This window comes from Cellulomonas sp. URHD0024 (genome assembly GCF_000426185.1).
Lineage (GTDB): Bacteria > Actinomycetota > Actinomycetes > Actinomycetales > Cellulomonadaceae > Cellulomonas.
This window is the reverse complement of the sequence record NZ_AUEW01000016.1, coordinates 31018-54290: the sequence shown is the minus strand read 5'-3', so window position 1 is coordinate 54290 and position 23273 is coordinate 31018. Positions and strand designations below refer to the sequence as shown.

Annotated in this window: 24 protein-coding genes and 1 pseudogene; 14 read left to right on the top strand and 11 right to left on the bottom strand. The window is 71.8% G+C overall.

What is annotated here, in order from left to right; translation table 11 throughout:
• The 3 genes and pseudogenes from I847_RS25830 to I847_RS0115855 form a co-directional block, all read right to left on the bottom strand.
• Positions 1 to 712, bottom strand: a pseudogene (locus I847_RS25830) (hypothetical protein); the annotation flags it as partial.
• The gene (locus tag I847_RS27580; RefSeq protein ID WP_255346400.1) at positions 709 to 1296 is read right to left on the bottom strand and encodes a DUF6318 family protein; all 588 of its coding nucleotides are present in this window, start codon (positions 1294 to 1296) and stop codon (positions 709 to 711) included. The gene I847_RS27580 and the pseudogene I847_RS25830, both read right to left, overlap by 4 nt.
• A gap of 720 nt (positions 1297 to 2016) precedes the next feature.
• Positions 2017 to 3729, bottom strand: coding sequence for a gamma-glutamyltransferase family protein (locus tag I847_RS0115855; RefSeq protein WP_196804594.1), 1713 nt, complete (start codon positions 3727 to 3729; stop codon positions 2017 to 2019).
• A gap of 213 nt (positions 3730 to 3942) precedes the next feature.
• Between I847_RS0115855 and I847_RS0115850 the strand changes: the two genes are divergently transcribed.
• Positions 3943 to 4938 carry a GGDEF domain-containing protein gene (locus I847_RS0115850; protein WP_028050475.1) on the top strand — a complete coding sequence of 332 codons (996 nt, stop codon included), beginning with the start codon at positions 3943 to 3945 and terminating at the stop codon, positions 4936 to 4938.
• Here I847_RS0115850 and I847_RS0115845 read toward each other — a convergent pair.
• Positions 4911 to 5375: a tRNA (cytidine(34)-2'-O)-methyltransferase gene (locus I847_RS0115845; protein ID WP_028050474.1), complete on the bottom strand. Its 465-nt coding sequence runs from the start codon at positions 5373 to 5375 to the stop codon at positions 4911 to 4913. The genes I847_RS0115850 and I847_RS0115845 overlap by 28 nt on opposite strands.
• Positions 5376 to 5438: 63 nt before the next feature.
• Here I847_RS0115845 and I847_RS0115840 point away from each other — a divergent pair, with 63 nt between their 5' ends.
• The 3 genes from I847_RS0115840 (at position 5439) to I847_RS27575 (ending at position 7158) form a co-directional block, all read left to right on the top strand.
• Positions 5439 to 6461 carry an aldo/keto reductase gene (locus tag I847_RS0115840; protein WP_028050473.1) on the top strand — a complete coding sequence of 341 codons (1023 nt, stop codon included), beginning with the start codon at positions 5439 to 5441 and terminating at the stop codon, positions 6459 to 6461.
• A gap of 9 nt (positions 6462 to 6470) precedes the next feature.
• Positions 6471 to 6950 (top strand): nucleoside deaminase, encoded by a 480-nt coding sequence (locus tag I847_RS0115835; RefSeq protein ID WP_028050472.1) that lies wholly within the window; start codon positions 6471 to 6473, stop codon positions 6948 to 6950.
• Between the two features lie 82 nt (positions 6951 to 7032).
• Positions 7033 to 7158: a hypothetical protein gene (locus I847_RS27575; RefSeq protein WP_255346399.1), complete on the top strand. Its 126-nt coding sequence runs from the start codon at positions 7033 to 7035 to the stop codon at positions 7156 to 7158.
• A gap of 85 nt (positions 7159 to 7243) precedes the next feature.
• On the opposite strand, the gene recQ is transcribed toward I847_RS27575, so the two are convergent.
• Positions 7244 to 9274 (bottom strand): DNA helicase RecQ, encoded by a 2031-nt coding sequence (gene recQ / locus I847_RS0115825; protein WP_081681035.1) that lies wholly within the window; start codon positions 9272 to 9274, stop codon positions 7244 to 7246.
• Between the two features lie 146 nt (positions 9275 to 9420).
• Between recQ and I847_RS0115820 the strand changes: the two genes are divergently transcribed.
• The 4 genes from I847_RS0115820 to I847_RS0115805 are packed head-to-tail and all read left to right on the top strand — an operon-like array spanning position 9421 to position 12089.
• The gene (locus I847_RS0115820; RefSeq protein ID WP_028050470.1) at positions 9421 to 10191 is read left to right on the top strand and encodes an SDR family oxidoreductase; all 771 of its coding nucleotides are present in this window, start codon (positions 9421 to 9423) and stop codon (positions 10189 to 10191) included.
• A 22-nt stretch (positions 10192 to 10213) separates the two neighbouring features.
• The gene (pyrE, locus tag I847_RS0115815; RefSeq protein WP_034610625.1) at positions 10214 to 10777 is read left to right on the top strand and encodes an orotate phosphoribosyltransferase; all 564 of its coding nucleotides are present in this window, start codon (positions 10214 to 10216) and stop codon (positions 10775 to 10777) included.
• A gap of 5 nt (positions 10778 to 10782) precedes the next feature.
• Positions 10783 to 11469 carry a DUF3137 domain-containing protein gene (locus I847_RS0115810; protein ID WP_028050468.1) on the top strand — a complete coding sequence of 229 codons (687 nt, stop codon included), beginning with the start codon at positions 10783 to 10785 and terminating at the stop codon, positions 11467 to 11469.
• A 41-nt stretch (positions 11470 to 11510) separates the two neighbouring features.
• Positions 11511 to 12089, top strand: a complete 579-nt coding sequence (locus I847_RS0115805; protein ID WP_034610622.1) for a LemA family protein — start codon at positions 11511 to 11513, stop codon at positions 12087 to 12089.
• A gap of 8 nt (positions 12090 to 12097) precedes the next feature.
• Here the strand turns inward: I847_RS0115805 and I847_RS0115800 are convergent, their stop codons facing one another.
• Together I847_RS0115800 and I847_RS0115795 are read right to left on the bottom strand one after the other, a co-directional pair.
• Entirely contained in the window at positions 12098 to 12883 is a 786-nt protein-coding gene (locus tag I847_RS0115800) for an HAD-IIA family hydrolase (RefSeq protein ID WP_028050466.1), read from the bottom strand.
• A complete protein-coding gene (locus I847_RS0115795; RefSeq protein WP_028050465.1) occupies positions 12880 to 13665 on the bottom strand; it encodes a VTT domain-containing protein in 786 nt (261 codons plus the stop codon). The genes I847_RS0115800 and I847_RS0115795 overlap by 4 nt, the downstream gene beginning before the upstream one ends.
• Before the next feature lie 41 nt (positions 13666 to 13706).
• Between I847_RS0115795 and I847_RS0115790 the strand changes: the two genes are divergently transcribed.
• Both I847_RS0115790 and fbaA read left to right on the top strand, forming a co-directional pair.
• The gene (locus I847_RS0115790; protein ID WP_196804592.1) at positions 13707 to 14351 is read left to right on the top strand and encodes a TrmH family RNA methyltransferase; all 645 of its coding nucleotides are present in this window, start codon (positions 13707 to 13709) and stop codon (positions 14349 to 14351) included.
• 139 nt (positions 14352 to 14490) lie between these two features.
• Positions 14491 to 15525, top strand: coding sequence for a class II fructose-bisphosphate aldolase (gene fbaA, locus I847_RS0115785; RefSeq protein ID WP_255346398.1), 1035 nt, complete (start codon positions 14491 to 14493; stop codon positions 15523 to 15525).
• A gap of 45 nt (positions 15526 to 15570) precedes the next feature.
• Here fbaA and I847_RS0115780 read toward each other — a convergent pair whose 3' ends face one another.
• Positions 15571 to 15972 carry an STAS domain-containing protein gene (locus I847_RS0115780; protein WP_028050462.1) on the bottom strand — a complete coding sequence of 134 codons (402 nt, stop codon included), beginning with the start codon at positions 15970 to 15972 and terminating at the stop codon, positions 15571 to 15573.
• Positions 15973 to 16058: 86 nt separating this feature from the next.
• On the opposite strand from I847_RS0115780, the gene I847_RS0115775 reads away from it, so the two are divergent.
• The gene (locus I847_RS0115775; RefSeq protein WP_231384244.1) at positions 16059 to 18182 is read left to right on the top strand and encodes a SpoIIE family protein phosphatase; all 2124 of its coding nucleotides are present in this window, start codon (positions 16059 to 16061) and stop codon (positions 18180 to 18182) included.
• On the opposite strand, the gene I847_RS0115770 is transcribed toward I847_RS0115775, so the two are convergent.
• The gene (locus tag I847_RS0115770) at positions 18179 to 18550 is read right to left on the bottom strand and encodes an STAS domain-containing protein (protein ID WP_028050460.1); all 372 of its coding nucleotides are present in this window, start codon (positions 18548 to 18550) and stop codon (positions 18179 to 18181) included. The two genes, I847_RS0115775 and I847_RS0115770, sit on opposite strands and share 4 nt — an antisense overlap.
• Positions 18551 to 18686: 136 nt before the next feature.
• Here I847_RS0115770 and I847_RS0115765 point away from each other — a divergent pair, with 136 nt between their 5' ends.
• Both I847_RS0115765 and I847_RS0115760 read left to right on the top strand, forming a co-directional pair.
• Positions 18687 to 19115, top strand: coding sequence for a DUF3151 domain-containing protein (locus I847_RS0115765; protein ID WP_028050459.1), 429 nt, complete (start codon positions 18687 to 18689; stop codon positions 19113 to 19115).
• A 330-nt stretch (positions 19116 to 19445) separates the two neighbouring features.
• Positions 19446 to 20732, top strand: coding sequence for an adenylosuccinate synthase (locus I847_RS0115760; RefSeq protein ID WP_028050458.1), 1287 nt, complete (start codon positions 19446 to 19448; stop codon positions 20730 to 20732).
• A 55-nt stretch (positions 20733 to 20787) separates the two neighbouring features.
• Here the strand turns inward: I847_RS0115760 and I847_RS0115755 are convergent, their stop codons facing one another.
• Positions 20788 to 21375, bottom strand: coding sequence for a GNAT family N-acetyltransferase (locus I847_RS0115755; RefSeq protein WP_028050457.1), 588 nt, complete (start codon positions 21373 to 21375; stop codon positions 20788 to 20790).
• A 70-nt stretch (positions 21376 to 21445) separates the two neighbouring features.
• Here I847_RS0115755 and purD point away from each other — a divergent pair, with 70 nt between their 5' ends.
• A complete protein-coding gene (gene purD, locus I847_RS0115750; protein ID WP_028050456.1) occupies positions 21446 to 22750 on the top strand; it encodes a phosphoribosylamine--glycine ligase in 1305 nt (434 codons plus the stop codon).
• Positions 22751 to 22753: 3 nt separating this feature from the next.
• Here purD and I847_RS0115745 read toward each other — a convergent pair whose 3' ends face one another.
• On the bottom strand, positions 22754 to 23272 hold the full coding sequence (locus I847_RS0115745; RefSeq protein ID WP_155856182.1) for an AAA family ATPase: 519 nt from the start codon (positions 23270 to 23272) through the stop codon (positions 22754 to 22756).
• Position 23273 lies beyond the last annotated feature (1 nt).

Below are 23273 nucleotides of genomic sequence, written 5' to 3'. Positions count from 1 at the left end.
TGCCCAGCGTGGTGTAGACGTGGGTGAGGTCCTGGTGGGGGTAGGCGTGCCCGGGGCTGGTCGTGCGCAGGTGCGCGCTGCCGTCCCCGAAGTCCCACGTGAACGTCGTCGGTGTCGCGACCACGTCGAGGCCGTACCCGAGCAGCGTCGTGCGGAACGTCTGGTCGGCCTTGTCCGTGAGCACGATCGTGGCCATGTTCACCAGCACCCACCCCCGGTCCGGTTGCACCTGGACGCTCGAGGGCGCGATCGGCAGCACCCGGAAGTCCGCCTGGCCCAGCACCGGCAGCATGTCCCGGGGGCACCCACCGGGCGCCGCGAACGTGTACGGCCCGTACGGGTCGGTCACGACCGCGCGCGTGTGCCGCCACAACGGTGGCACCGGCACCGCACCCCCGCAGTCGTTCAACGGCACCGTCGCACCCGTCACGCACGGACCGTTCAGCACGGTGTCCGTCAGCGTCGACGCCTGATCCTGCAACCCCGTCGGCGCCGGCGGCTGACACGCCACCCCGCGCCGGAATTCGACAAGTCGTTCCTCAGGACGCGTCCCCGCCTCCTGCGCACGGAACGCCTGTGCGCCCGCGGCACGCGAGAGATTGACGACGTTGTCCTGGGCGTAGCCGCCGATCTCGTCGGCATGTGCCGACGCGGCCGCGAATACCAGGGCGGCGCACGCGATCGCGACGATCGAGACTGAACGGATTGTCATGGCGTGTTATGCGTTTCGACGCCGCGAATCGCCCAGGACGTGCCATCCCAGACCACCGCGACGGACACGGCCGACTTCGACTCGTCAAAGCTCTCACTGGCCGCCCCGGATGCGTCGACCGTCTCTGATGGTGCTTGAACCAACGCGAATTCGACTGTGTAGAAGCCGCCAGGGGTGACATCTGTGCCGGTTCCGCCGGTGGTGGTGATCGACCCGCCGACGTCGTGACGTCCGGCACTGGTCTGCGACTGCACGTCTTCCGACACGCTCGCGCAGAACTGGCACGCGGGATGACTGAGGGCCGTCCAGTCAGCGAGATCGCCAGTCGCGTTCACGTACGGCAGCAAGTGCAAGAAGTAGTCGACGACGGCCACTGCTCCCTCGACACTGGGAGGTCCGCTGATCGCCGATGGGCGCTGGGGCTTGATCGTTGCGTCGACCGCTTGGGGTGTCGGGGTCGGGGTCGACGTGGGTGTCGGGGTACGAGCTGGCGCGGTCGTCGTCGTGGGGTCGGGCTCCTTCGTCGCGTCGCTGGTGCAACCTGCGGTGAGCAGCAGAGCGCCCAGCAGCGCCACGGACGCCATCGACCGACGGGTCCTTCTCCCCCTGAGCATGCGCAGAACCTACCGAAACCGGACAGGCGGCGGGGCCGGTTCTCCACAGCGCGGTCGTCGAGACCTGGTGATCGCGCGAACCTAGCGCCACCTGTGACAGGAGTTCACTCCCGGGACGTCGAAACGGGTGATTCGAGTGCGCACGCCCACCTAGTGGCGCTACCTCCGGGCGCGGCGGCGGTCGATGCGGCGTTTCCGCACGCGTGCCCAGTAGCGCTGCGCCTCGGGAGCACGGCCGCGGTCGTCGGGCGAGGTCGTGATCGCGCGAACCTAGCGGCACCTGTGACAGGAGCGCACTCCTGGGACGTCGAAACGGGTCATTCGAGTGCGCACACGCACCTAGTGGCGCTACCTCGGGCGGGCGGCGGTCGACGCGGCCTCTGCGCACGCGTGCCTCGTGGTCCGCCTCGGGAGCACGGCTGCGGTCGTCGGGGCGAGGTCGTGATCGCGCGAACCTAGCGGCACCTGGGACACGAGTGCCCTCCTGGGACGTCGAAGGGGTCACTCCCGTGCGCACGCGTGTCTAGTGGCGCTACCTCGGGGCACGGCGGCGGTCGACGCAGCTCCTGCGCACGCGTGCTTAGTGGCGCTGCCTCGGACCACGACCGCATTCGTCGGGAGGGCCGGTGATCGCGCGAACCTAGCGGCGCTACCTCGGCGCGCAGCCGGCCCGGATCGGTGGGCGGACGGCTACCGGCCGACGGCGTAGCCCTGCATGCCGCGCGGGTTGGCGGCCGCGACGAGCATGCCGTCGGCGCGGACACCCGCGGCGCTCAGGCGCCCGATCGCCCAGGGGCCGGTGTCGTGGACGGCGTGCCCGCGCTCGGCCAGGCCGGTCAGGGCGCGGGTGCCGAGGCGCGACTCGACGACGACGCCCAGCGGCGTGTGGTTGCGCGGGTAGAACGAGCTGGGGACGTGGGTGGAGTGCCAGGTGGGCGCGTCGATCGCGGCCTGCAGGTCGAGGCCTCCGAGGAGGTGCCGCAGGAGGAACGGGACGGTCCACTGGTCCTGCTGATCACCGCCGGGGGTGCCGAACGCGAGACCCGTGCCGTCGTCGTCGACAACCATGCCGGGACTGAGGGTGGTGCGGGGGCGGCGGCCGGGGACGAGCGAACCAGGCAGCCCAGGCTCGAGCCAGAACATCTGCGCGCGGGTGGGCAGCGAGAAGCCGAGGCCGGGGACGACCGGGCTCGACTGGAGCCAGCCGCCGGACGGGGTGGCCGAGACGCGGTTGCCCCAGCGGTCGACGACGTCGAGGTGGCAGGTGTCGCCGCTCGGCGGGCGGCCGGCCATCACCGGTTCGCCCACGCCGACCGTCGAGCGGACCACGTGCGACTCTCCCCAGAGGCTGGCTGCGAGCTGGGGGGTGCGGCCGTCGGGGGAGCCCGGCAGCAGACCCTCGGCGGCGGTCTCACCGACGAGGCGGGCACGCTCGGCGGCATAGGACGCCGACAGGAGCGTGGTGAGCGGAACGTCCGGGACGTCGCCGTACCAGGCCTCGCGGTCGGCGAAGGCGAGCTTGGCCACCTCGACCACGGTGTGCACGAGGTCGACGGGGTCGGCGTCGGGGGTGATCCCGAGGGACTCGAGCATCGCCAGCTGCTGCAGGAGCACGGGCCCCTGGCCCCAGGCGGCGGTCTTGTGGATGGTGCGGCCGGCGAACCGCACACTCGCGGTCGCCTCCTCCGTGGCCCGCCAGCCCGCGAGGTCGGAACCGCGCAGGAAGCCGGTGTGCTCGTGGCCCGACGAGTCGAGCACGGCGGTGCCGGACACGAAAGCGTCGACGGCCTCGGCGACGAAGCCCTCGTAGAAAGCGTGACGGGCGGCCTCGATCTGCTCCTCGCGCGTGCCCGCCTGGTCGGCGAGTCGGGTGAGCGTGGCGGCCAGATCGGGGTTCGTGAACCGGGCGCCCGGGCTCGGGACCGGGAGGTAGACGGCCGCCGACGAGTGCCAGTGGTCGGCGAACAGGTCGGCGACGGCGCTGATCGTGTCGGTGGCCTCGGCGACGATGGGGTAGCCGTCGCGGGCGTAGCCGATCGCGGGTCCGAGCACGTCGGCCAGCGGGAGCGTGCCGTACCGGGCCAGCAGGTCGAGCCAGGCGCCGAACGCACCGGGCACGACGGCCGCCAGGTGCCCGGTCCCGGGGACGAGGTCGAGGCCGAGGTCGTGGTACCTGTCGATCGTCGCCAGAGCTGGTGCCGTGCCCTGCCCGCAGATGACGAACGTGTGCCCGTCCGAGGCGCGACGGCCGAGGATCGGGGCGTCGCCGCCCAGGCCGTTCATGTGCGGCTCGACGACGTTCAGGGTCAACCCCGCCGCGACGGCCGCGTCGAACGCGTTCCCGCCGGCTTCGAGCACCCGCATCCCGACGGCAGACGCCAGCCAGTGCGTCGAGGCGACCATGCCCAGGGTCCCCGTCAGGACGGGGCGGGTGGTGAACACTCTTCGATACTGCCTCCTTGGAGCCACCTCCACCGCTTGTGTGTGCAAATTGTGACCCTGTCACGACGGGTGGCACGCCACCGGCGGGCGTCCGCCGTGAACGGTCGATGAATGCTGGGCGAACGCGTGCCGCGCAGGCTAAAACGGCCGCTGACCTGCGTCGATACTCCTCGGGTGGAAGCCGAGTTGACTGCCCTGACCCATCGACTGTCCGCCGCGGTCGGCGGCTACCGGTCGTCCGCTGCGACGACCATGGCCGACCTCGCGCACGCGGTCGAGGTCGTGGACTCGAGACTGCCGGTCGCCCAGCTCGAGGTCGTGTTCCGGTCGGCGCACGTGGTCAGTGTCGCGGTGCGCGACGTCGACGACCCCGGGCGGATCGGGCTGCTCACGCGGCCGCGGTTCACGGCCGCCATGACCGGGCGGCTCGGGTTCGGTAGGGCTGTCTACTCGCGCCGGGCGACGTCCGAGATCACCGACTGGGCGCCCATGGTGGTCGCGCCCGCGGCGCCCGTGTCGGAGGTCGCGGTCCGGGCGATGCAGCGCTACGACGATCGTCGGTACGACGACGTGCTCGTCGCCGACGACATCTGGCGCATCGTGACGACGGCCGACCTGGTGCGCTCGCTCTCGACGCTCTTGGCGGTCCGCTCGCTGCACGACGCCCTCACCGGCCTCCCGCACCGGTCGATGCTCATGCACGCGCTCGCACGTCGGTGCGCATCGGCGCTCGGCACGCAGGCGCGCGTCGTCGTCCTGATGCTCGACGTCGCGGGATTCGCTCGGCTGAACGCCGCGCACGGCCAGCAGTTCGGGGACGTCGTGCTCACCGCGCTCGCGGCCCGGCTGCGCAGCGGCGTGCCGACGGGCGCGGAGGTCGCGCGGACCGCCGGCGACGAGTTCGCGGTCATCGCGACCATCCCGGCTGCCCAGTCGCAGCAGCATGCTGTGGCGCTCGCCGAGAGCTTGCGACGCGAGATCGTGACGCTCGCCGCGGAGCCTCCGACGGGCATCACCCCGGCCGGGTGGCCGACGCTGCACTCGGCCGTGGTCTGCTCGGCGGCCGGTTCGGCGAACGCGGACGAGCTGTTCCGCAACGCCCAAGCGGGGCTCCGCGAGGCGAAGGACCGTCGGCTCCTCCTTCAGGCGCCGCCCGCAAACCCGAGCTGACGCCACGCCTCGTAGACGCCGACCGACGCGGCGTTGGACAGGTTCATCGACCGTCGTCCCGGCAGCATGGGGATGCGGAGCTGGTCGGTGATCCTCGGGTCGGCCAGGACCTCGTCGGGAAGCCCGGTGGGCTCGGGGCCGAACAGCAGCACGTCGTGCGACGTGTACTGCACGTCCGTGTGGAACCGCGTGGCCTGCGTCGTGAAGGCGTAGACGTCGTTCGTCGGCAAGGCCTCCCACAGCGCTGCCAGACGAGGGTGGACGACGACGTGCGCGAGGTCGTGGTAGTCCAGCCCCGCCCGCCGCAGCTTCGCCTCCGAGAGGTCGAAGCCGAGCGGCTCGACCAGGTGGAGCGTGGCGCCGGTCCCGGCGGCCAGCCGGATCGCGGCCCCCGTGTTCCCGGGGATCCGTGGCTCGAAGAAGGCGATGTGCAGCACGGGGCAGATCCTCGCACGCAGGCGTTAGCGTGTTCTGTTCGCCCTTCTCCGAGAGGACCCGGCATGTACCTGGCCGCCGACGACCGCTACGACGCGATGACCTACCGACGGGCCGGCCGCAGCGGGCTTCAGCTGCCCGGGCTGTCGCTCGGCCTGTGGCACAACTTCGGCGACACGACGCCGCTCGAGACGCAGCGCGCGGTGGTCCGCCGGGCGTTCGACCTCGGCGTCACGCACTTCGACCTGGCCAACAACTACGGCCCGCCGGCCGGATCCGCCGAGGAGAACTTCGGGCGCCTGCTCGCGCAGGACCTCGGTCCGTTCCGCGACGAGCTGGTCATCTCCTCGAAGGCCGGCTACGGCATGTGGCCGGGCCCCTACGGCGACGGCGGCTCCCGCAAGTACCTCCTCTCGTCGCTGGACCAGTCGCTCGCGCGCCTCGGCCTCGGCTACGTCGACATCTTCTACTCGCACCGTCGGGACGAGGACGTGCCGCTCGACGAGACGATGGGCGCCCTGCACACCGCCGTGACCAGCGGTCGCGCGCTCTACGCGGGCATCTCGAACTACTCGCCGGCGGACACCCGGGCGGCGCACGCGATCCTGCGTGACCTGGGCACGCCGCTGCTGATCCACCAGCCGTCGTACTCGATGTTCAACCGGCACGTCGAGCAGGTGGCCGACGACCAGAGCGAGAACCTCCTGGACGTCGTCGGGGACCTCGGCATCGGGACGATCGTCTTCTCTCCGCTCGCGCAGGGGATGCTCACCGACCGCTACCTGTCCGGCGACGTACCTGCCGACTCCCGCGCGGCGCTCGGGCAGTTCCTCAAGCCGACGCAGCTCTCCGAGACCTACCTGTCCCGCGCACGGGCGTTGAGCGAGATCGCCGCGGACCGCGGCCAGACCCTCGCGCAGCTCGCCCTGACCTGGGTGCTGCGCGACGACCGGATCACCTCGGCGCTGATCGGCGCCAGCTCGACCCGTCAGCTCGAGGACAACGTCGCCGCCCTGTCCGCCCCGCCGCTGACCGCCGACGAGATCGCCGCGATCGAGCCGCTCGCGGTCGACGGCACCGGCCGGTAGAACTGCCCCATGCCACTCGACGACACCGACCGCACCCACCTGGCCCGTGCCGTGGTCCTCGCCCGCGAGGCGTTGCTCGACGGTGACGAGCCGTACGGGAGCGTCCTCGTGGACGCGTCCGGCGCAGTCCGCTTCGAGGACCGCAACCGCACCAAGGACGGTGACCAGACCCGCCACCCGGAGTTCGAGATCGCCCGCTGGGCAGCGGCCAACCTGACGCCCGACGAGCGCGCGGTGGCCACCGTCTACACCTCCGGCGAGCACTGCCCCATGTGCTCGGCCGCCCATGCATGGGTGGGCCTCGGTCGCATCGCCTACGCGACGTCGTCGGAGCAGACGAGCGCGTGGCGGGCGTCGTGGGGCGGCTCACCGGGCCCGGTGGCGGCGCTGCCGATCCAGGTCGTCGCGCCCGGTCTCCTCGTCGACGGACCCGAGCCGTCGTTGGAGGCCGAGGTCAATGAGCTGCAGCGTCGGGCGTTCGAGCGGTAGGTCGGGCGCGCTCGGCTGCCCGTGACCTGTGAATCTGGGCCCGAGCCTAGGGGCGCTCGATGTCCGGGGTTATGGTCGGGTCATGAGTCCTGCCGACGTCTTGCTCGTGTCCGGCGTGATCGGTGCGCTCGTCCTCGCGGCTGGGACCCTGGTCCACAGGCCGAAGCGCCTCCCTGTCCGGGTGCGACACGACGACGACCAGCGCTGACCCGCGGCAGCTCGGCCTACCGCAGCCGCATCCCCCGGGCGACCGCTCGGCAACCTGGTGAGGGTCGCGCCGGAAACCTCGTGACCTACGGCGCCGCCACCTCGGCGAGCACCGCGAGCACCCCGGGGCCGTGCCGTTCCAGCTTGGCCGCGCCGATCCCGCTGATGCCACCCAGCGCCTCCAACGACGTGGGCCGCTGGGCGACCACCTCGCGCAGCGTCGCGTCGTGGAACACCACATAGGCGGGCACGCCCTGCTCCTTCGCGACGCCTGCGCGCCACGCCCGCAGGGCCTCGAACACCGCGACCCCCTCGTCCGACAGGTCCGCGGTGGCCGCGGGCTTCCCGCGCGTGCCGCGTGAACGGACGACCTTCTCGGTCTCACGACGAAGCCGCACCTCCCGCTCCCCGCGCAGCACCGAACCGCTGTCGGGCGAGAGCCGGATGGTGCCGTAGCCGTCGGAGTCGACGCCAAGGAGCTCCATGGCGAGCAGCTGCCGGACGACGCCGCGCCAGTCGGCCTCCGAGACGTCTGCTCCCAGCCCGTAGGTGCTCAGGGAGGCGTGGCCGAGCTGGGTGATCCGCGGCGTCTCCTTGCCGCGCAGGATGTCGATCAGGTGACCCGCGCCGTACCGCTGGCCGCGCTGCTCGAGGCGAACCACCGTCGAGAGGAGCTTCTGCGCGGCGACCGTGCCGTCCCACGACGCCGGCGGGGTCAGGCAGGTGTCGCAGTTGCCGCACGGTTGCGACGACTGCCCGAAGTAGTTGAGCAGCTGCACCCGACGACACGACACGGTCTCGCAGAGCGCGAGCATCGCGTCCAGGTGCGCCGTGAGCCGGCGCTTGTGCGCGGCGTCGCCCTCGGACGTGTCGATCATGCGGCGCTGCTGGACCACGTCCGCCAGGCCGTACGCGAGCCAGGCGGTCGACGGCAGCCCGTCCCGCCCCGCGCGGCCGGTCTCCTGGTAGTACCCCTCGACCGACTTGGGCAGGTCGAGGTGCGCGACGAACCGCACGTCCGGCTTGTCGATCCCCATGCCGAAGGCGATCGTCGCGACCATCACGACGCCGTCCTCGCGCAGGAACCGCGACTGGTTGCGGGCCCGGACCTGCCGGTCGAGGCCCGCGTGGTAGGGCAGGGCGGTCACGCCGCGCTCGACGAGGAACTGGGCGGTCTGCTCGACGGAGTTCCGCGACAGGCAGTAGACGATGCCCGCGTCGCCCTCGTGCTCGGTGCGCAGGAGGTTGAGCAGCTGGTCGCGCGGCTTGTCCTTGGGCGCGATCCGGTACTGGATGTTGGGACGGTCGAAGCTCGCGACGAAGTGCCGGGCCTCCCCGAGCTGCAGCCGCTGGGCGATCTCCGCGTGCGTCTGGTCGGTCGCCGTGGCGGTCAGGGCGATCCGCGGGACCTCCGGCCAGCGCTCGTGCAGCATCGACAGCTGCAGGTAGTCGGGCCGGAAGTCGTGCCCCCACTGGGACACGCAGTGTGCCTCGTCGATGGCGAACAGGGCGACCGTGCCGCGGTCCAGCAGCTCGACGGTCTCGCGGACGCGCAGCCGCTCGGGGGCCAGGTAGAGCAGGTCCAGCTCGCCGGCCAGGTAGGCGTCCTCGACCGTGCGCCGCTGATGCGACTGCTGCGTCGAGTTCAGGAACCCGGCGCGCACGCCGAGCGCGGACAGCGCGTCCACCTGGTCCTGCATGAGCGCGATCAGCGGCGAGATGACGACGCCCGTGCCCTCGCGCACCAAGGACGGCACCTGGTAGCACAGCGACTTGCCGCCGCCCGTGGGCATCAGCACGAGCGCGTCGCCGCCCCGGATCACGGTCGCGACGATCTCGGCCTGCTCGCCGCGGAAGTCGTCGTACCCCCACACGTCCTGCAGGACGGCCGCCGCCGCAGCAACCGCCGCGTCCGGCGACAGGACCTCGGCGACGGCGCGCGGGATGTCCGGACGCGGGGGAGGAGCGGGCCGGTCGCGACCGGGGGCCGCGGAGCCAGGAGGCCGCGACCCGTCCGGCCCGGAGGAATCGTCGGGTGGTGGCGCGTCGTAGAACGGGTCGAACGGTGGCTCGTCGTCGAGCAGCCAGTCGCCGCCATCCGTCCATCCGTCCGTCACGCGCACACCCTACGTTCCCGCGCCGACAGACCGCCGCGCGCCGTCCACAGCGTCGGACCAACGACCGAGGAAGGCGGGCCGTTCGAGTCCTCGGACGCAGGTGGCGCGTGTGGGCGCGATGTCAGAGGCGTCCGTAGGGTGGGGCCATGGGAACCGCTCTGATCACCGGCGCGTCTGCGGGCCTCGGCCTGGAGTTCGCCTGGCAGCTGGCCACGGCCAAGCACGACGTCGTCCTGGTGGCCCGCGACGAGGAACGCCTCAGGCGTCTGGCCGGTCAGCTGGAGGCCGCCGCGGGCGTGCGCGCCGAGGTGCTCGTGGCGGACCTGACGGTGCGGGCCGACGTCGAGCGGGTGGCCGAGCGGCTCCGGTCCGACGAGCAACCGGTCGGCCTGCTGGTCAACAACGCGGGCCTCGGGCTCAACCAGCGGTTCGTGGGCGGTGACCTCGCCCGCGAGGAGGCCGCGCTCGCGGTGATGGTGTCCGCCGTGCTCGTGCTGTCGCATGCTGCGGCCGGCGCGATGACGGCGCGCGGGCGGGGCGCGATCCTCAACATCGCCTCCGTGGCCGCGCTGCTGGCGTCCGGCACGTACTCCGCCCACAAGGCCTGGGTGCGTTCGTTCACCGAAGGTCTGGCGGTCGAGCTCGAGGGCACGGGGGTCACCGCCACCGCCCTGTGCCCCGGTTTCGTGCACACCGAGTTCCACGAGCGTGGCGCCATCGACGTGTCCGCCTACCCGGAGATCGCGTGGCTGAACGCCGAGGACGTCGTCGCCAAGGGGCTTTCCGACGTCCGCCGCGGGGTCGTGATCTCGACGCCCAGCGTCCGCTACCGGGCGGCGTCGGCGGCCGCTCGGATGAGCCCCCGATTCGTGATCCGCAGGTTCGGCCGCTATCGCAAGGCGATCGAAGGCCGCTGAGCCGACCGGTAGCCTGACCGCCGTGACTCAGACGCCTCGCGAGCAGCTGCTCGAACTGATCAAGGACCTCGCCGTCGTGCACGGGAAGGTCACGCTCTCGTCGGGCCGCGAGGCCGACTACTACGTCGACCTGCGCCGCGTGACGCTGCACCACCGGGCCGCGCCGCTGATCGGGCACCTGCTGCTCGACCGGCTCGAGGAGGTCGGTCTGGGCACCGCCGAGGTCGACGCGGTCGGCGGTCTCACGCTCGGCGCAGACCCCGTCGCGACCGCCATGCTGCACGCCGCTGCGTCGCGCGGGCAGGACCTGGACGCCTTCGTCGTGCGCAAGGAGGCCAAGGCGCACGGCATGCAGCGGCGCATCGAGGGCCCGGACATCGTCGGGCGACGCGTGGTGATCCTCGAGGACACGTCGACCACGGGCGGGTCGCCGATCGCTGCCGTCGAGGCCGCGCGCGAGGTCGGTGCGGACGTCCGAGGCGTTGCCGTCATCGTCGACCGGGCGACCGGCGCGCAGGCCAAGATCGAGGCCCTCGGGGTGCCCTACCACTACCTGTTCAGCCTCTCCGACCTCGGCCTGGACTGACCCCCGTGGGCGTCGAGGCCCTCTTCGTCCTCTTCGCCAGCGGCCTCGTCGCGTTCGCCGCGCTCGGGTGGTGGGCGTCGCGCAAACGGATCGAGCGGCTCCGGGTCTGGGCGTCGGCCAACGGCTGGACCTACGCGACGAGCGACCGGTCTCTCGTCGACTTCTCCCGCATGCAGCCGTTCGGCGTCGGCCACGCGAAGAAGGCCACCGAGGTGCTGGCCGGCCGGTTCGAGCGACTCTCGGCGCTCTCGTTCACGTACCGCTGGACCACCGGCAGCGGTCGCGATTCGACGACGCACACCGCGCACGTCGTCGCCATGGTGCTGCCCGCCGCTCTGCCGACGGTCGAGCTCACGCCCGACGGGTTCGGCGCCAAGCTCGCCAAGCTGGTGGGCGCGCAGGACATCCAGTTCGAGTCGGACGACTTCAACAGGGCCTTCCGCGTGGCGTCGTCGGACCCGCGGGTGGCCCACGCGATCGTGCACCCGCGCCTGATGGAACGGATGCTCCGCGACGACGCTCTCGGCTCGTCGTGGCGGATCGAGGGCACCTGGATCCTGACCTGGGCGACCGGTTCCACCGACCTCGACCGGCTGGCGTCGCGGCTCGCCCTGCTGAGCTCGATCGTCCGGTCGATCCCGCGGCACGTGTGGCTCGACCACGGGTTCGACCCGCAGATGTCGCCCCTCTGACCGATACGCTTTCCCTACCGGACCGTCCACGGAGGAACCACGTGAATGTAGCCAGCGTCCTGATCATCGTGCTCGTCGTCGTCATCCTCGTCGCCGTCATCGCGCTGATCTGGTTCGTCGCGATGTACAACGGGCTGGTCCGCGTGCGGAACCTGGTGCAGGAGGCCTGGCGTCAGATCGACGTCGAGCTCAACCGGCGCCACGACCTCATCCCGAACCTCGTCGAGTCCGTGAAGGGCTACGCGGCCCACGAGCGGGCGGTGTTCGACGAGGTCGCGCGGGCCCGCTCCGCCGCCGCCGCCCCCGGCGCCAGCCCCGCCCAGCAGGCGCAGCAGGAGAACCAGCTGACCCAGGCGCTCGGCCGGTTGTTCGCCGTCGCCGAGGCCTACCCCGTCCTGCGGGCCAGCGAGAACTTCCAGCAGCTCCAGACCGAGCTGACCAACACCGAGGACCGCATCGCCGCGGGCCGCCGGTTCTACAACGCGAACGTGCGGACGCTGAACACGAAGGTCGAGTCGTTCCCGTCGAACATCGTCGCGAACATGTTCAACTTCGAGCGCGCCGAGTACTTCGAGGCCGAGGACCCGCAGGTGCGCCAGGCGCCGACCGTCAGCTTCTGACGCGTCGTTCAGATCCGGCCGACGAGGTCCTGGACCGAGTCGACGATCTCGCTGGGCCGGAACGGGAAACGCTCGACGTCGGTCCGTTGGGTGGAGCCCGAGAGCACCAGGAAGGTGCGCAGGCCGGCCTCGATCCCGGCGACCACGTCGGTGTCCATCCGGTCGCCGACCATGACGGTCGTCTCGGAGTGGGCGTCGATCCGGTTCAGCGCGCTGCGGATCATCATGGGGTTGGGCTTGCCGACGAAGTAGGGCTGCCGCCCGGTGGCCGCGGAGATCATGGCCGCGACCGCACCGGTGGCCGGCAGGTCGCCGTCACGGCTCGGACCGGTGACGTCGGGGTTGGTGGCGATGAACCGCGCGCCGCCCTGGATCAGCCGGACGGCCTGGGTGATCGCCTCGAACGAGTACGTGCGCGTCTCACCGAGCACCACGAAGTTCGGGTCCGACGACGTGAGCGTGTAGCCGGCCTCGTACAGGGCCGTCGTCAGCCCGGACTCGCCGATCACGTACGCGGACCCGCCGGGCATCTGGTCCGTCAGGAACTGCGCCGTGGCCAGTGCGGAGGTCCAGATCGCGTCCTCGGGCAGGTCGATGCCGGAGCCGACGAGCCGCGCGCGCAGGTCCCGGGGCGTGAAGATCGAGTTGTTGGTCAGGACCAGGAACGGTCGCTCCCCGTCGCGCAGCGCGCGCACGAACTCGGCGGCGCCGGGGATCGCGGCGCCCTCGTGCACGAGCACGCCGTCCATGTCCGACAGCCACGAGCGGATCTCGCGCGGGCCGTGGTGCGTCATGCGCCGAAGGCCTTCTTGTCGACCTCGTCCCGCTCGGCCTGCTGGTCGTACCGCTCGTCGCGAACCTCGGCGACCCCGAGGCCCTTCTTGGCCCGCCGACGCTTGCGCCACACCTCGACCAGGATCGGCAGCACCGAGAAGAAGACCACCAGGACGAGGAGCGCCTCGATGTTCTTCGCGATGAAGCTGATGTTGCCCAACAGGTAGCCCAGGAGCGTCACGCCGCCCGCCCAGAGCACCACGCCGAGCAGGTTCCAGAGCGCGAAGTGGCGGTACTTCATCTTCCCGACGCCTGCCGCGACGGACGCGTACGTGCGCACGAACGGGATGAACTGCGCCACCACGAGCGTCCGGCCGCCGTACCTGTCGAAGTAGGCATAGGTCTGGTCGATGTACTTCTGCTTGAAGAACCGGGAGTCCTCCCGGGCGAACACCTTGGGGCCGGCCGTCCGCCCGATGAGGTACCCGGTCTGCGTGCCGGCGTAGGCGGCGACGATCAGCAGCGCCACCAAGGGCGCGATGCCGATCTTCAGGTGCGGGTTGTAGAGGTCGGCGTCGGGGTTGCCGGCGACCGCGACGACCGCACCCGCCGTGAACAGCAGCGAGTCGCCCGGCAGGATCGGGAACAGCAGTCCGACCTCGACGAAGATCACGACCATGATGCCGAGGAGCACCCACGGCCCGAACTTCTCGATCAGCGTCTCGGCGTTCAGGAAGTCGGTGATGGACGCGTGCGCCGACCCCAGGATGGGCAGGGCGGCGGCGAAGGCGTTCGTCAGCATGTGCTCCAGGGTACGGGGCGAATCCTGGGGGTTTCCGATGAGTGGGCGGTCCGTGCCACTACGGTGACGCCGTGGAAGACGAGGTCGGCGTCGGGCCGTGGCAGGGCGAGTGGCCCTCGGACGAGCGCTACGACCCGGAGCTGCTGACGCACGGCGACCGGCGCAACGTCGTCGACCGGTACCGGTACTGGTCGCTGGAGGCGATCGTCGCCGACCTGGACACCCGCCGGCACCCGTTCCACGTCGCCATCGAGAACTGGGCGCACGACCTCAACATCGGCTCGGTGGTCCGCACGGCCAACGCGTTCCTGGCCGCCGAGGTGCACATCGTCGGCAACCGCCGGTGGAACCGTCGCGGGGCCATGGTCACGGACCGCTACCAGCACGTGCGGCACCACCCGACGGTCGACGAGCTGCTCGCGTGGGCGTCGTCGGCGGGCATCCCCGTCCTCGGCGTCGACAACCTGCCCGGCTCCGTGCCGCTGGAGGGCTACCCCCTGCCGCGCGCGTGCGTGCTCCTGTTCGGGCAGGAGTCGGTCGGCCTTTCCGACGAGGCTCGGGCCGCCGCCGTCGACGTCCTGCACATCGCCCAGTTCGGCTCCACGCGCTCGATCAACGCGGGCGCCGCCGCGGCCATCGCCATGCATGCCTGGATCGCCCAGCACGCGGGACCATCGCCGGTCTGACCAGGGCGACCGTCGCGATGCTTCGGCGCGGGGGCCCCGCCGACGACCACCCGAGATGTCCACGGGACCAATGGCCCCACCGGCCGAACCGCGAATCGTGCCAGAATCGGTGCGATACCCCCCCTCTAGCGCGCAGGAGATGCTGCACATGGCCATCGCCACCCCCGAGGTCTACGCCGAGATGATCGACCGGGCCAAGGCAGGCAAGTTCGCCTACCCGGCCGTGAACGTCACGTCCTCGCAGTCCGTCACCGCCGCCCTGCAGGGCTTCGCGGAGGCCGGCTCGGACGGCATCATCCAGGTTTCCGTCGGCGGCGCCGAGTACGCGGCCGGCTCGACCGTGAAGGACCGCGTCTCCGGCTCGCTGGCGCTCGCGGCCTACGCGGCCGAGGTGGCCAAGGGCTACCCGATCACCGTGGCGCTGCACACCGACCACTGCGCCAAGCAGAACCTCGACTCCTGGGTCCGCCCGCTGCTGGCCCTCGAGATCGAGCAGGTCAAGGCCGGCAAGCTCCCGACGTTCCAGTCGCACATGTGGGACGGCTCGTCCGTGCCGCTGGACGAGAACCTGGTCATCGCCGAGGAGCTGCTCGAGCTCTCGCGCCAGGCCCGCACGATCCTCGAGATCGAGGTCGGCGTGGTCGGTGGCGAGGAGGACGGCCACACCGCCGAGATCAACGACAAGCTGTACACGACCGTCGAGGACGGCCTGGCGACGGTCAAGGCGCTCGGCGCCGGCGAGAAGGGCCGCTACCTGACCGCCCTGACGTTCGGCAACGTGCACGGCGTCTACAAGCCCGGCGCGGTCAAGCTGCGGCCCTCGATCCTCGCCGAGATCCAGAAGGCCGTCGGCGACGCGATCGGCGTCGAGAACCCGTTCGACCTGGTGTTCCACGGCGGCTCCGGCTCCACCGAGGCCGAGATCTCCGAGGCTGTCGACAACGGCGTCATCAAGATGAACATCGACACGGACACGCAGTACGCGTACAGCCGGCCGGTCGCGGACCACTTCTTCCGCAACTACGACGGCGTGCTCAAGGTCGACGGCGAGGTGGGCAACAAGAAGGCCTACGACCCGCGCGCCTGGGGCAAGCTGGCCGAGGCCGGCATGGCCGCCCGCATCGCCGAGGCGAGCCGTCAGCTCCGCTCGGCCGGGCAGTCGCTCAGCGCCTGATCCTCGTCGAAAGGGCCTCTCGGGATTCCCCGGGAGGCCCTTTCGTCATTCCTTGACGGGCTGGAATTCGGCCCCGTCGTCCGTCTCGACGACGTCGAGGAGCTCGCCGATCCGCGTGACGTCCAGCAGGAACTTCACGTGCGGGGGTACGCGGATCATGCGGACGCGGTGCTGCGACCGGATGGACAGCCGGGCGAGGAACGCGACGCCCGACGAGTCCATGAACGTCACGTGATGGGCGTCGACCTCGATCGGGAGGCCGACCTGCTCGGCCTCGGCGGTGGCCTCCTGCAGCTCGGCACCGAGGTCGGCGTCGACCTCGCCGGAGAGCACGATGCGTGTCGACTCGGTACCGACGATGACGTGAACTGCGCCCGGCTCACCGGTGATCCCTGCGCCCTGAGCCCCCGCGGGCCCGTCGGGGATCGTGCTGTTACCGTCGCGCACGGCGCTCCTTCGGTGTCGGACAACCGGACAGACCGCTGCATCCTCACGACTGACCTGGTCGGAACGCTAGACGATCGGAGGTGGTAGTGGTCAATCCCCCTGGGCCAGAGATACCCGATCGCGCCCTCGTCGAGCTGCGCGACCGGGCACTGCGGGCCACAGCCGTCCCCATCGCGCTGCTGGACGCCGCCGCGGAGGGCATGCCGGTCGTGTGGGTCAACGCCGCCTACGAGAAGGTCACCGGGTACGGGGTCGCCGAGGCGCGCCGTCGCCAGGAGGACGTCCTCGGCGACTCGGCGCTCGGTCCGCAGGACGTCGGCGAGATCGAGGACGCGATGGCCACGGGCCGGGAGGTCTCGAAGACCCTCACCCTGAGACGGGCGGACGGGTCGCGGCTCACCTGCAGGGCGGTGCTGTCGCCGGTGCGCTCGGGCGACGTCGTCACGCACTGGGTCGTCGCGCTGCAGGACCTCACCGAACAGCTCACGCACGATGCGGAGCAGGCAGCCCTGGTCGAGGCGGAGCGCCGCGAGCGCCGCAGCCTCGGACTGATCGCGCAGGTGTCCGACCTCCTCATGGACGTCGACGACCCGCACGCGCTGCGCGAGATCGCGGCGATGCTGTGCCGTGCGGTGGCCGGCTGGGCGCAGTTCTACCTCGACGACGGTGGCCTGCGCCCGGCCGACGGCATCGTGTCCGGACACGTGCTGTCGGGGCGCGGGGCGCGGCACCGCAACGTGCTGCGTCCGCGCGCCCGCGACGCGGTCCAGCTGCTCCTCGACGGCCAGAACGACCGCCCCTTCGACCTGGACCTCGCGGGCCCCTACGCGCCCGGCAGCGCGTCCGGCTGGCTCGCGGAGCACGTCGCCGAGCAGCTCCGGGCGCACGCGGCGGACGACGAGCGCCCCACGCTGCCGCAGGACGGGCAGGTCGTCGTGTTCGCGCTGCCCGGGCGCCGTCGGGTGCTCGGGGTGCTCGCCGTCTTCGTCGCCGGGGGAGTTCGAGGACTCGAGCCGTCGGCTCGCACCGTCCTGGACCTCACCGCGCGGCGCGTCGGCCTGGTCGTCGACAACGCCCGGCTGTACGAGCGTGAGCACCGGCTGGCGGAGACGCTGCAGCGGGCGATGCTGCCCGAGCAGGCGGAGGTCGACGGGCTCGACGTGTGGACCTACTACGCACCGAACTCGGAGAACGCGCAGGTCGGGGGCGACTGGTACGACGTCCTGCAGGTGTCCACCGACGTGGTCGGCGTGGTCATCGGCGACGTGGTGGGCCACGACGTCGAGGCGGCGGCTGCGATGGGCCAGCTGCGGTCGGTGGTCCGGTCCTACATGTTCGACATCACGACCCCGGGCCCGGTGCTCGAACGGGTCGACCAGCTGGTGGCCGGCATGCGCGTCCCTCGACCGGCCGGGCTCGTCCTGTCCACGCTGACGCGTTCCGAGGGTGCTTGGGAGATGCACTATTCGCGGGCGGGGCACCTGCCGGCGCTCCTGGTCCGCGGGGGCGTCGTGACCGCGCTGGACGAGGGCGGGGGGTCACTGATCGGCTTCGGGGCCAAGCCACGCACCACGGGCGCGGCCCGCCTGCTGCCGGGCGACGTGCTGCTCTACTACACGGACGGGCTCATCGAGCGGCGGGACCGCGGGCTTCGCGAGGGGCTCGCCGCGCTCTCCTCGGTGGCCGCCGGGATCACCGCGCTGGACGCCGCCGGCGTCGGCGAGGAGCTGTTGTCGCGGCTGGCCGACCACCCCGAGGACGACGTCGCGGTCGTCGTGGTGCGCGTGCCGTCGCCGCAGGACAGCTCGTCGCAGGTGCGCAGCCCGCGCCGCAGGCGATGGTCGCTGCCGAGCGAGGCCGCGTCGATCGGCCGAGCCCGGCACGCGGTCGTGCGCACCTGCCACGCGTGGGGGATCCCGGACGCCGCGAACGCCGAGCTGGTCGTCTCGGAGCTCGTCGCCAATGCCGTGCTGCACGGGTACGGCCACGTGTCCCTGCAGCTGTACGACACGGGAGACGGCCTGCGCATCGAGGTCGAGGACGCGAACCCGACGCCGCCGGTGACCACCGACGGGCACCCCGGACGCGTGGGCGGGTTCGGCATGCAGATCGTGGAGCGCCTGGCCGACTGGGGCTGGCGGCAGTCGCGCGGCGGCAAGCTGGTGTGGGCCAAGGTGCGGCCGTCGTCGCTGCCGGACTCGACGTCCTAGCGGGGTGCCGCTGCCTCGTCCGGGCGGCGGAAGCCCGAGTCGGCCGAGCCGTTCTCGCAGTGGTGGTCCGAGTCGATCCGGAACAGGTCCAGGGCGCCGCAGATCTCGATGACGAACAGGTCGCGCTGGTCCGCGCCGCGCAGGACGGTCGCCCCGCCGCGCTTGCGGCTGGAGTCTGCGAGCGAGATGAGGAACGCGGCGCCGGTCGAGTCCATGAAGCTGACCTCGCACATGTCCACGATGAGGAGCTGGTGACGCAGGCCGACCACGCGCGCGGCGATCTCCGGGAACTGGTCGCGTTCGCCCAGGTCCAGGTCACCGGCGATGGTGAGGGTCGTCGTCGTTGAGGATGTCGAGATCTCGATCATCGGGTCCACCCGTCGTCGGGGGCGCAGCGCGTAGAGGGGGTACGCGCCGTACGTCTTGCCGAACAGTGGTCCAGGTCGGCGGAACGACTGTAATCGCGGTCCCCGCGACGTGCACCCGGAATGGAAGACTGGCCGCATGAGCCACGAGAACCTGCTGGACGGACCCGCGCCCACCCTCCTGCCCGCCGACGGGGCGGACGCAGACGCCCGCGACGCGCTGACCTCGGGTTCCACCCCGCGCGAGGCCGTCCCGGCCGCCCCGGCGTCGTCGCTCGTGTGGGCGATCCTCGCCGAGAGCTCGCTCGCCGACGAGGGTGACCCGATCGCTGCCTACGCCTACGCCCGAACGGGTTACCACCGTGGCCTCGACGCCTTGCGGCGCGCGGGCTGGAAGGGTCGCGGGCCCGTTCCCGCCGACCACGTGCCCAACCAGGGGTTCCTGCGCGCGCTGCTGGCGCTGTCGGAGGCGGCCGAGGCCATCGAGGAGTCGGACGAGTCGGCGCGCTGCCTGCAGTTCCTCGTGGACTGCGGCACGTCGGCCGACGAGGTCGCGGCCCTGCGCTGACGTCGACCGCCGACGCCTGCACCGCCTGCCGCCGCGCCTTGACGCGGCGCGCCGTCGAGAAGCGCGCCGAACTTGCCGATGCGCACGCCACAGTGGTGAATCGCGTGCATATCGACAACGTCGAGCCGCGCGAGCGGTCGGCTGGGCGGATCGGGACCGGACGCCGTCAGGTAGTGGACCTGGCATGACCGGTTCTTGACGATCCGGTACCCTCTCGGAGGTACTGGGTCCCTGCCGCCCGGTGCCCGGGCCTCGTGCAAGCGCCGCGTTCCACCAGACGCCGGCCTCCGCCGTGCCACCCGCTGCACAGGCAGGTGGGAGTTGATTCAGATGCCGGCCGTCGTGGTGCTCGGTGCCCAGTGGGGCGACGAGGGCAAGGGCAAGGCGACCGACCAGCTCGGTTCGCGCACCGACTACGTGGTGAAGTTCAACGGCGGCAACAACGCCGGGCACACCGTCGTGATCGACGGTGAGAAGTACGCCCTGCACCTGCTTCCGTCGGGCATCCTCTCGCCGGGCGTCGTCCCGGTGATCGGCAACGGCGTCGTCGTGGACATCGAGGTGCTGTTCGAGGAGATCGACGCCCTCGAGGCGCGCGGCGTCGACACGAGCGCGCTCAAGGTCTCGTCGGCCGCGCACGTCATCGCCCCGTACAACCGGACGCTCGACAAGGTCACCGAGCGGTTCCTGGGCAAGCGCCGCATCGGCACGACCGGCCGCGGGATCGGCCCGGCGTACTCGGACAAGATCAACCGCGTCGGCATCCGCATCCAGGACCTGTTCGACGAGAAGATCCTGCACGAGAAGGTCGAGGGTGCCCTCGACCAGAAGAACCACCTGCTGGTGAAGGTCTACAACCGGCGCGCGATCACCGTCGAGGAGACCGTCGAGGACCTGCTGCGCCACGCGGACCGCCTCAAGCCGCTGGTCGCGGACACGCCGCTGCTGCTCAACAACGCCCTGGACGCCGGCAAGACCCTGGTCTTCGAGGCCGGCCAGGCGACCATGCTCGACGTCGACCACGGCACCTACCCGTTCGTGACGTCCTCGTCGGCGACCGCCGGCGGTGCCTGCACGGGCTCGGGCGTGGGGCCGACGAGGATCGACCGCGTCGTCGCCGTCGCCAAGGCCTACACGACGCGCGTGGGAGAGGGCCCGTTCCCCACCGAGCTGCTGGACGACGACGGCGAGTGGCTGCGTCAGACGGGCGGCGAGTTCGGCACCACGACCGGCCGCCCACGCCGCTGCGGCTGGTACGACGCCGTCGTGGTCCGCTACGCCAGCCGCATCAACGGCCTGACGGACCTCGTCGTGACCAAGCTCGACGTGCTCACCGGCAAGGACAAGATCCCCGTCGCCGTCGCCTACGACGTCAACGGCCGGCGTTTCGACGAGATGCCCGACGACCAGTCGGACTTCCACCACGCCACCCCCATCTACGAGTACCTCGACGGCTGGACGCAGGACATCTCGCAGGCCCGCGAGTTCGACGACCTGCCCGTCAACGCGCAGCGCTACCTGCTGCGGCTCGAGGAGATCTCGGGCGCACGGATCTCGTCGATCGGCGTCGGCCCCGGCCGTGAGGCGACGATCATCCGGCACGAGCTGCTCAGCTGAGCGGTTCGGGCGTCGAGACCCGAGCGCGGCCAGGTCGTGGCCGCCCGGTGGGCGATCAGTGCGGCCGTGCCGTGCCGTCCGTCGCCAGTCGCGAGTGCGTGTGCATGTCGTGCCAGCCGTCGGCGTGCAGGGCGTCCTCGCGCTTGGTGCCCTCGAGCTGGTAGCCGGCGCGCGTCGCGACCGCGCAGGACGCGGGGTTCCGCGTCGAGTGGTCGACGAAGATCCGGTGCACACCGAGCACGCCGAACGCCCAGCCGGACAGAGCGGTCAGTGCGGAGCTCGCGACACCCCTGCCGCGGGCGGCGGGGACCACCCAGTACGACACGTCCGTGATGCCGTCCGCGTGGTTGAGGTGCCGCAGGCTGATCTGGCCGACCGGTTCGTCGTGGAGCGTCAGCGCCCACCCGGCGCCGGTCTCCTCGGTCCACCGCCCGGGCCAGTGCGCGATCCACGCGGTCGCCTCGTCCTGCGTCATCGAGCGTGCGTGCCAGCGCTGGATGTCCGGATCCGCGAACGCCGCGACCACCTGCGCCCGGTCAGTGGCGCGCCACGGCCGCAACGTGCACGCGCCGGCCTCGAGGACCGGCTGCTCGAGCGCTCGCAGCCGCCCGTGCGGGACGGCGTCCGAAGTCGTTCGGGGCATGGCGCCGAGTATCGCCCATTCGGTGGTCCGCCATCGGCTCTTGTACGTCGGATAGGTAGGCTCACGCCCCGTGAAGATCCTCGTCGTCGGCACCGGCGCCCGTGAGCACGCCCTCGTGCGTGCGCTCTCCCTCGATCCTGCGGTGACCGAGCTCCATGCCGCGCCGGGCAACCCCGGCATCGGCCTGCTGGCCCGGCTGCACGCGGTCGACCAGCTGGACGGCGCGGCGGTCGCCGAGCTCGCCGGTCGCGTGGGTGCGGACCTGGTCGTCGTCGGGCCCGAGGCTCCACTGGTCGCGGGCGTCGCGGACGCGGTGCGCGCCGCAGGGATCGCCGCCTTCGGTCCGTCGGCCGCCGCCGCGCAGCTCGAGGGATCCAAGGCGTTCGCCAAGGAGGTCATGGCCGCCGCCGGCGTCCCGACCGCCGAGCCGCGGGTCGCGACGACCGTCGACGCGGCCGCGGCCGGCCTGGACACGTTCGGGCCGCCGTACGTGGTCAAGGACGACGGGCTCGCCGCGGGCAAGGGCGTCGTCGTCACGAACGACCGCGCCGAGGCGCTCGCGCACGCGGCCGACTGCCTGGCCAAGCCGGGTGGCACGGTGGTGATCGAGGAGTATCTCGACGGGCCCGAGATCTCGCTGTTCGTCCTGTCCGACGGTGTCGACGCGGTGCCGCTCGTGCCCGCGCAGGACTTCAAGCGTGTCCGCGACGGCGACGAGGGTCCCAACACCGGCGGCATGGGCGCGTACTCGCCGCTGCCGTGGGCGCCGCACAACCTCGTCGAGGACGTGATGAACCGGGTGGCGCGGCCCACCATCGCCGAGATGGCCCGTCGCGGGACCCCGTTCGCCGGGGTGCTCTACGTGGGGCTGGCCATGACCAGCAAGGGCGTTCGAGTGGTCGAGTTCAACGCCCGCTTCGGCGACCCTGAGACGCAGGTCGTGCTGCCGCGGATGGCCACGCCGCTCGCGGGGGTGCTGTACGCCGCGGCGACCGGCACGCTCGGTGCGCTGCCGCCGCTGGAGTGGCTCGACGCCGCGGCCGTGACGATCGTCGTCGCCTCGGGCGGGTACCCGGGGACGGTCCGGTCCGGCGACCCGATCACCGGGATCGAGGACGCCGAGGCCGTGCCCGGGGTGCACGTCCTGCACGCTGGCACCGCCCTTCGGCAGAACTCCGCGGCCGACGACGACGACGCGATCGACGGTGCGCACCTCGTGGCTGCCGGTGGGCGGGTCCTCTCGGTCGTCGGCGTCGGGTCGAACCTCGCGGCCGCCCGTGCCGCGGCCTACGCCGGGGTCGAGCAGATCGAGCTGCCGTACTCGCACCACCGCAACGACATCGCGGCCTCCGCCGCGGACGGCCCGCTCGTCTAGCTCTCAGGCGCCGGCGTCGATCACGCTGCGCGCGTCGAGCGCCAGGTCGGCCGGAGCGCGGTGGGCGGAGTCCAGCCGGACGGCCCCCGGCCACGGGGCGAGCTCGGTCGTGGAGACGTCGGCCCAGGTGGGCTGGACGTGTCCGGGGATGTCGGCGACGCGGTCCTCGACCCGCCGACGGTGCTCTGCCGGATCGGAGCACAGGAGCTGGATCTCGACGAGCCGGGCACGTGTCGCCGCCGCGACCGCGTGCCATCCCGCCTGGCTCTCCGCCACCGGGTTGACGCAGTCCGCGACGACCGAGAGGCCGAGGCGCAGGTTGTCACGGGCCACGCCGGCCGCCGCCGTGTAGCCCACCTCGGCCGCGGCGGGCACGCGGAGCGACGACTGCACGACCGCCTGCTCGAGGGTGTCGATCCGCAGGTGGGCTGCGCCGAGGTCGCGGGCCAGAAGTCGGGCGAGCGTCGTCTTGCCCGTTCCGGGCAACCCGCCGAGCACGACGAGCACGGGTGTGGCGGTCATG

Coding starts and splice junctions, on each gene's coding strand:
- I847_RS27580 (WP_255346400.1), bottom strand. CDS start 1,296: ATGGCGTCCGTGGCGCTGCTGGGCGCTCTGCTGCTCACCGCAGGTTGC.
- I847_RS0115855 (WP_196804594.1), bottom strand. CDS start 3,729: ATGGTCGCCTCGACGCACTGGCTGGCGTCTGCCGTCGGGATGCGGGTG.
- I847_RS0115840 (WP_028050473.1), top strand. CDS start 5,439: ATGTACCTGGCCGCCGACGACCGCTACGACGCGATGACCTACCGACGG.
- I847_RS0115835 (WP_028050472.1), top strand. CDS start 6,471: ATGCCACTCGACGACACCGACCGCACCCACCTGGCCCGTGCCGTGGTC.
- I847_RS27575 (WP_255346399.1), top strand. CDS start 7,033: ATGAGTCCTGCCGACGTCTTGCTCGTGTCCGGCGTGATCGGTGCGCTC.
- I847_RS0115820 (WP_028050470.1), top strand. CDS start 9,421: ATGGGAACCGCTCTGATCACCGGCGCGTCTGCGGGCCTCGGCCTGGAG.
- I847_RS0115800 (WP_028050466.1), bottom strand. CDS start 12,883: ATGACGCACCACGGCCCGCGCGAGATCCGCTCGTGGCTGTCGGACATG.
- I847_RS0115795 (WP_028050465.1), bottom strand. CDS start 13,665: ATGCTGACGAACGCCTTCGCCGCCGCCCTGCCCATCCTGGGGTCGGCG.
- fbaA (WP_255346398.1), top strand. CDS start 14,491: ATGCTGCACATGGCCATCGCCACCCCCGAGGTCTACGCCGAGATGATC.
- I847_RS0115770 (WP_028050460.1), bottom strand. CDS start 18,550: ATGATCGAGATCTCGACATCCTCAACGACGACGACCCTCACCATCGCC.
- I847_RS0115765 (WP_028050459.1), top strand. CDS start 18,687: ATGAGCCACGAGAACCTGCTGGACGGACCCGCGCCCACCCTCCTGCCC.
- I847_RS0115760 (WP_028050458.1), top strand. CDS start 19,446: ATGCCGGCCGTCGTGGTGCTCGGTGCCCAGTGGGGCGACGAGGGCAAG.
- I847_RS0115755 (WP_028050457.1), bottom strand. CDS start 21,375: ATGCCCCGAACGACTTCGGACGCCGTCCCGCACGGGCGGCTGCGAGCG.
- I847_RS0115745 (WP_155856182.1), bottom strand. CDS start 23,272: ATGACCGCCACACCCGTGCTCGTCGTGCTCGGCGGGTTGCCCGGAACG.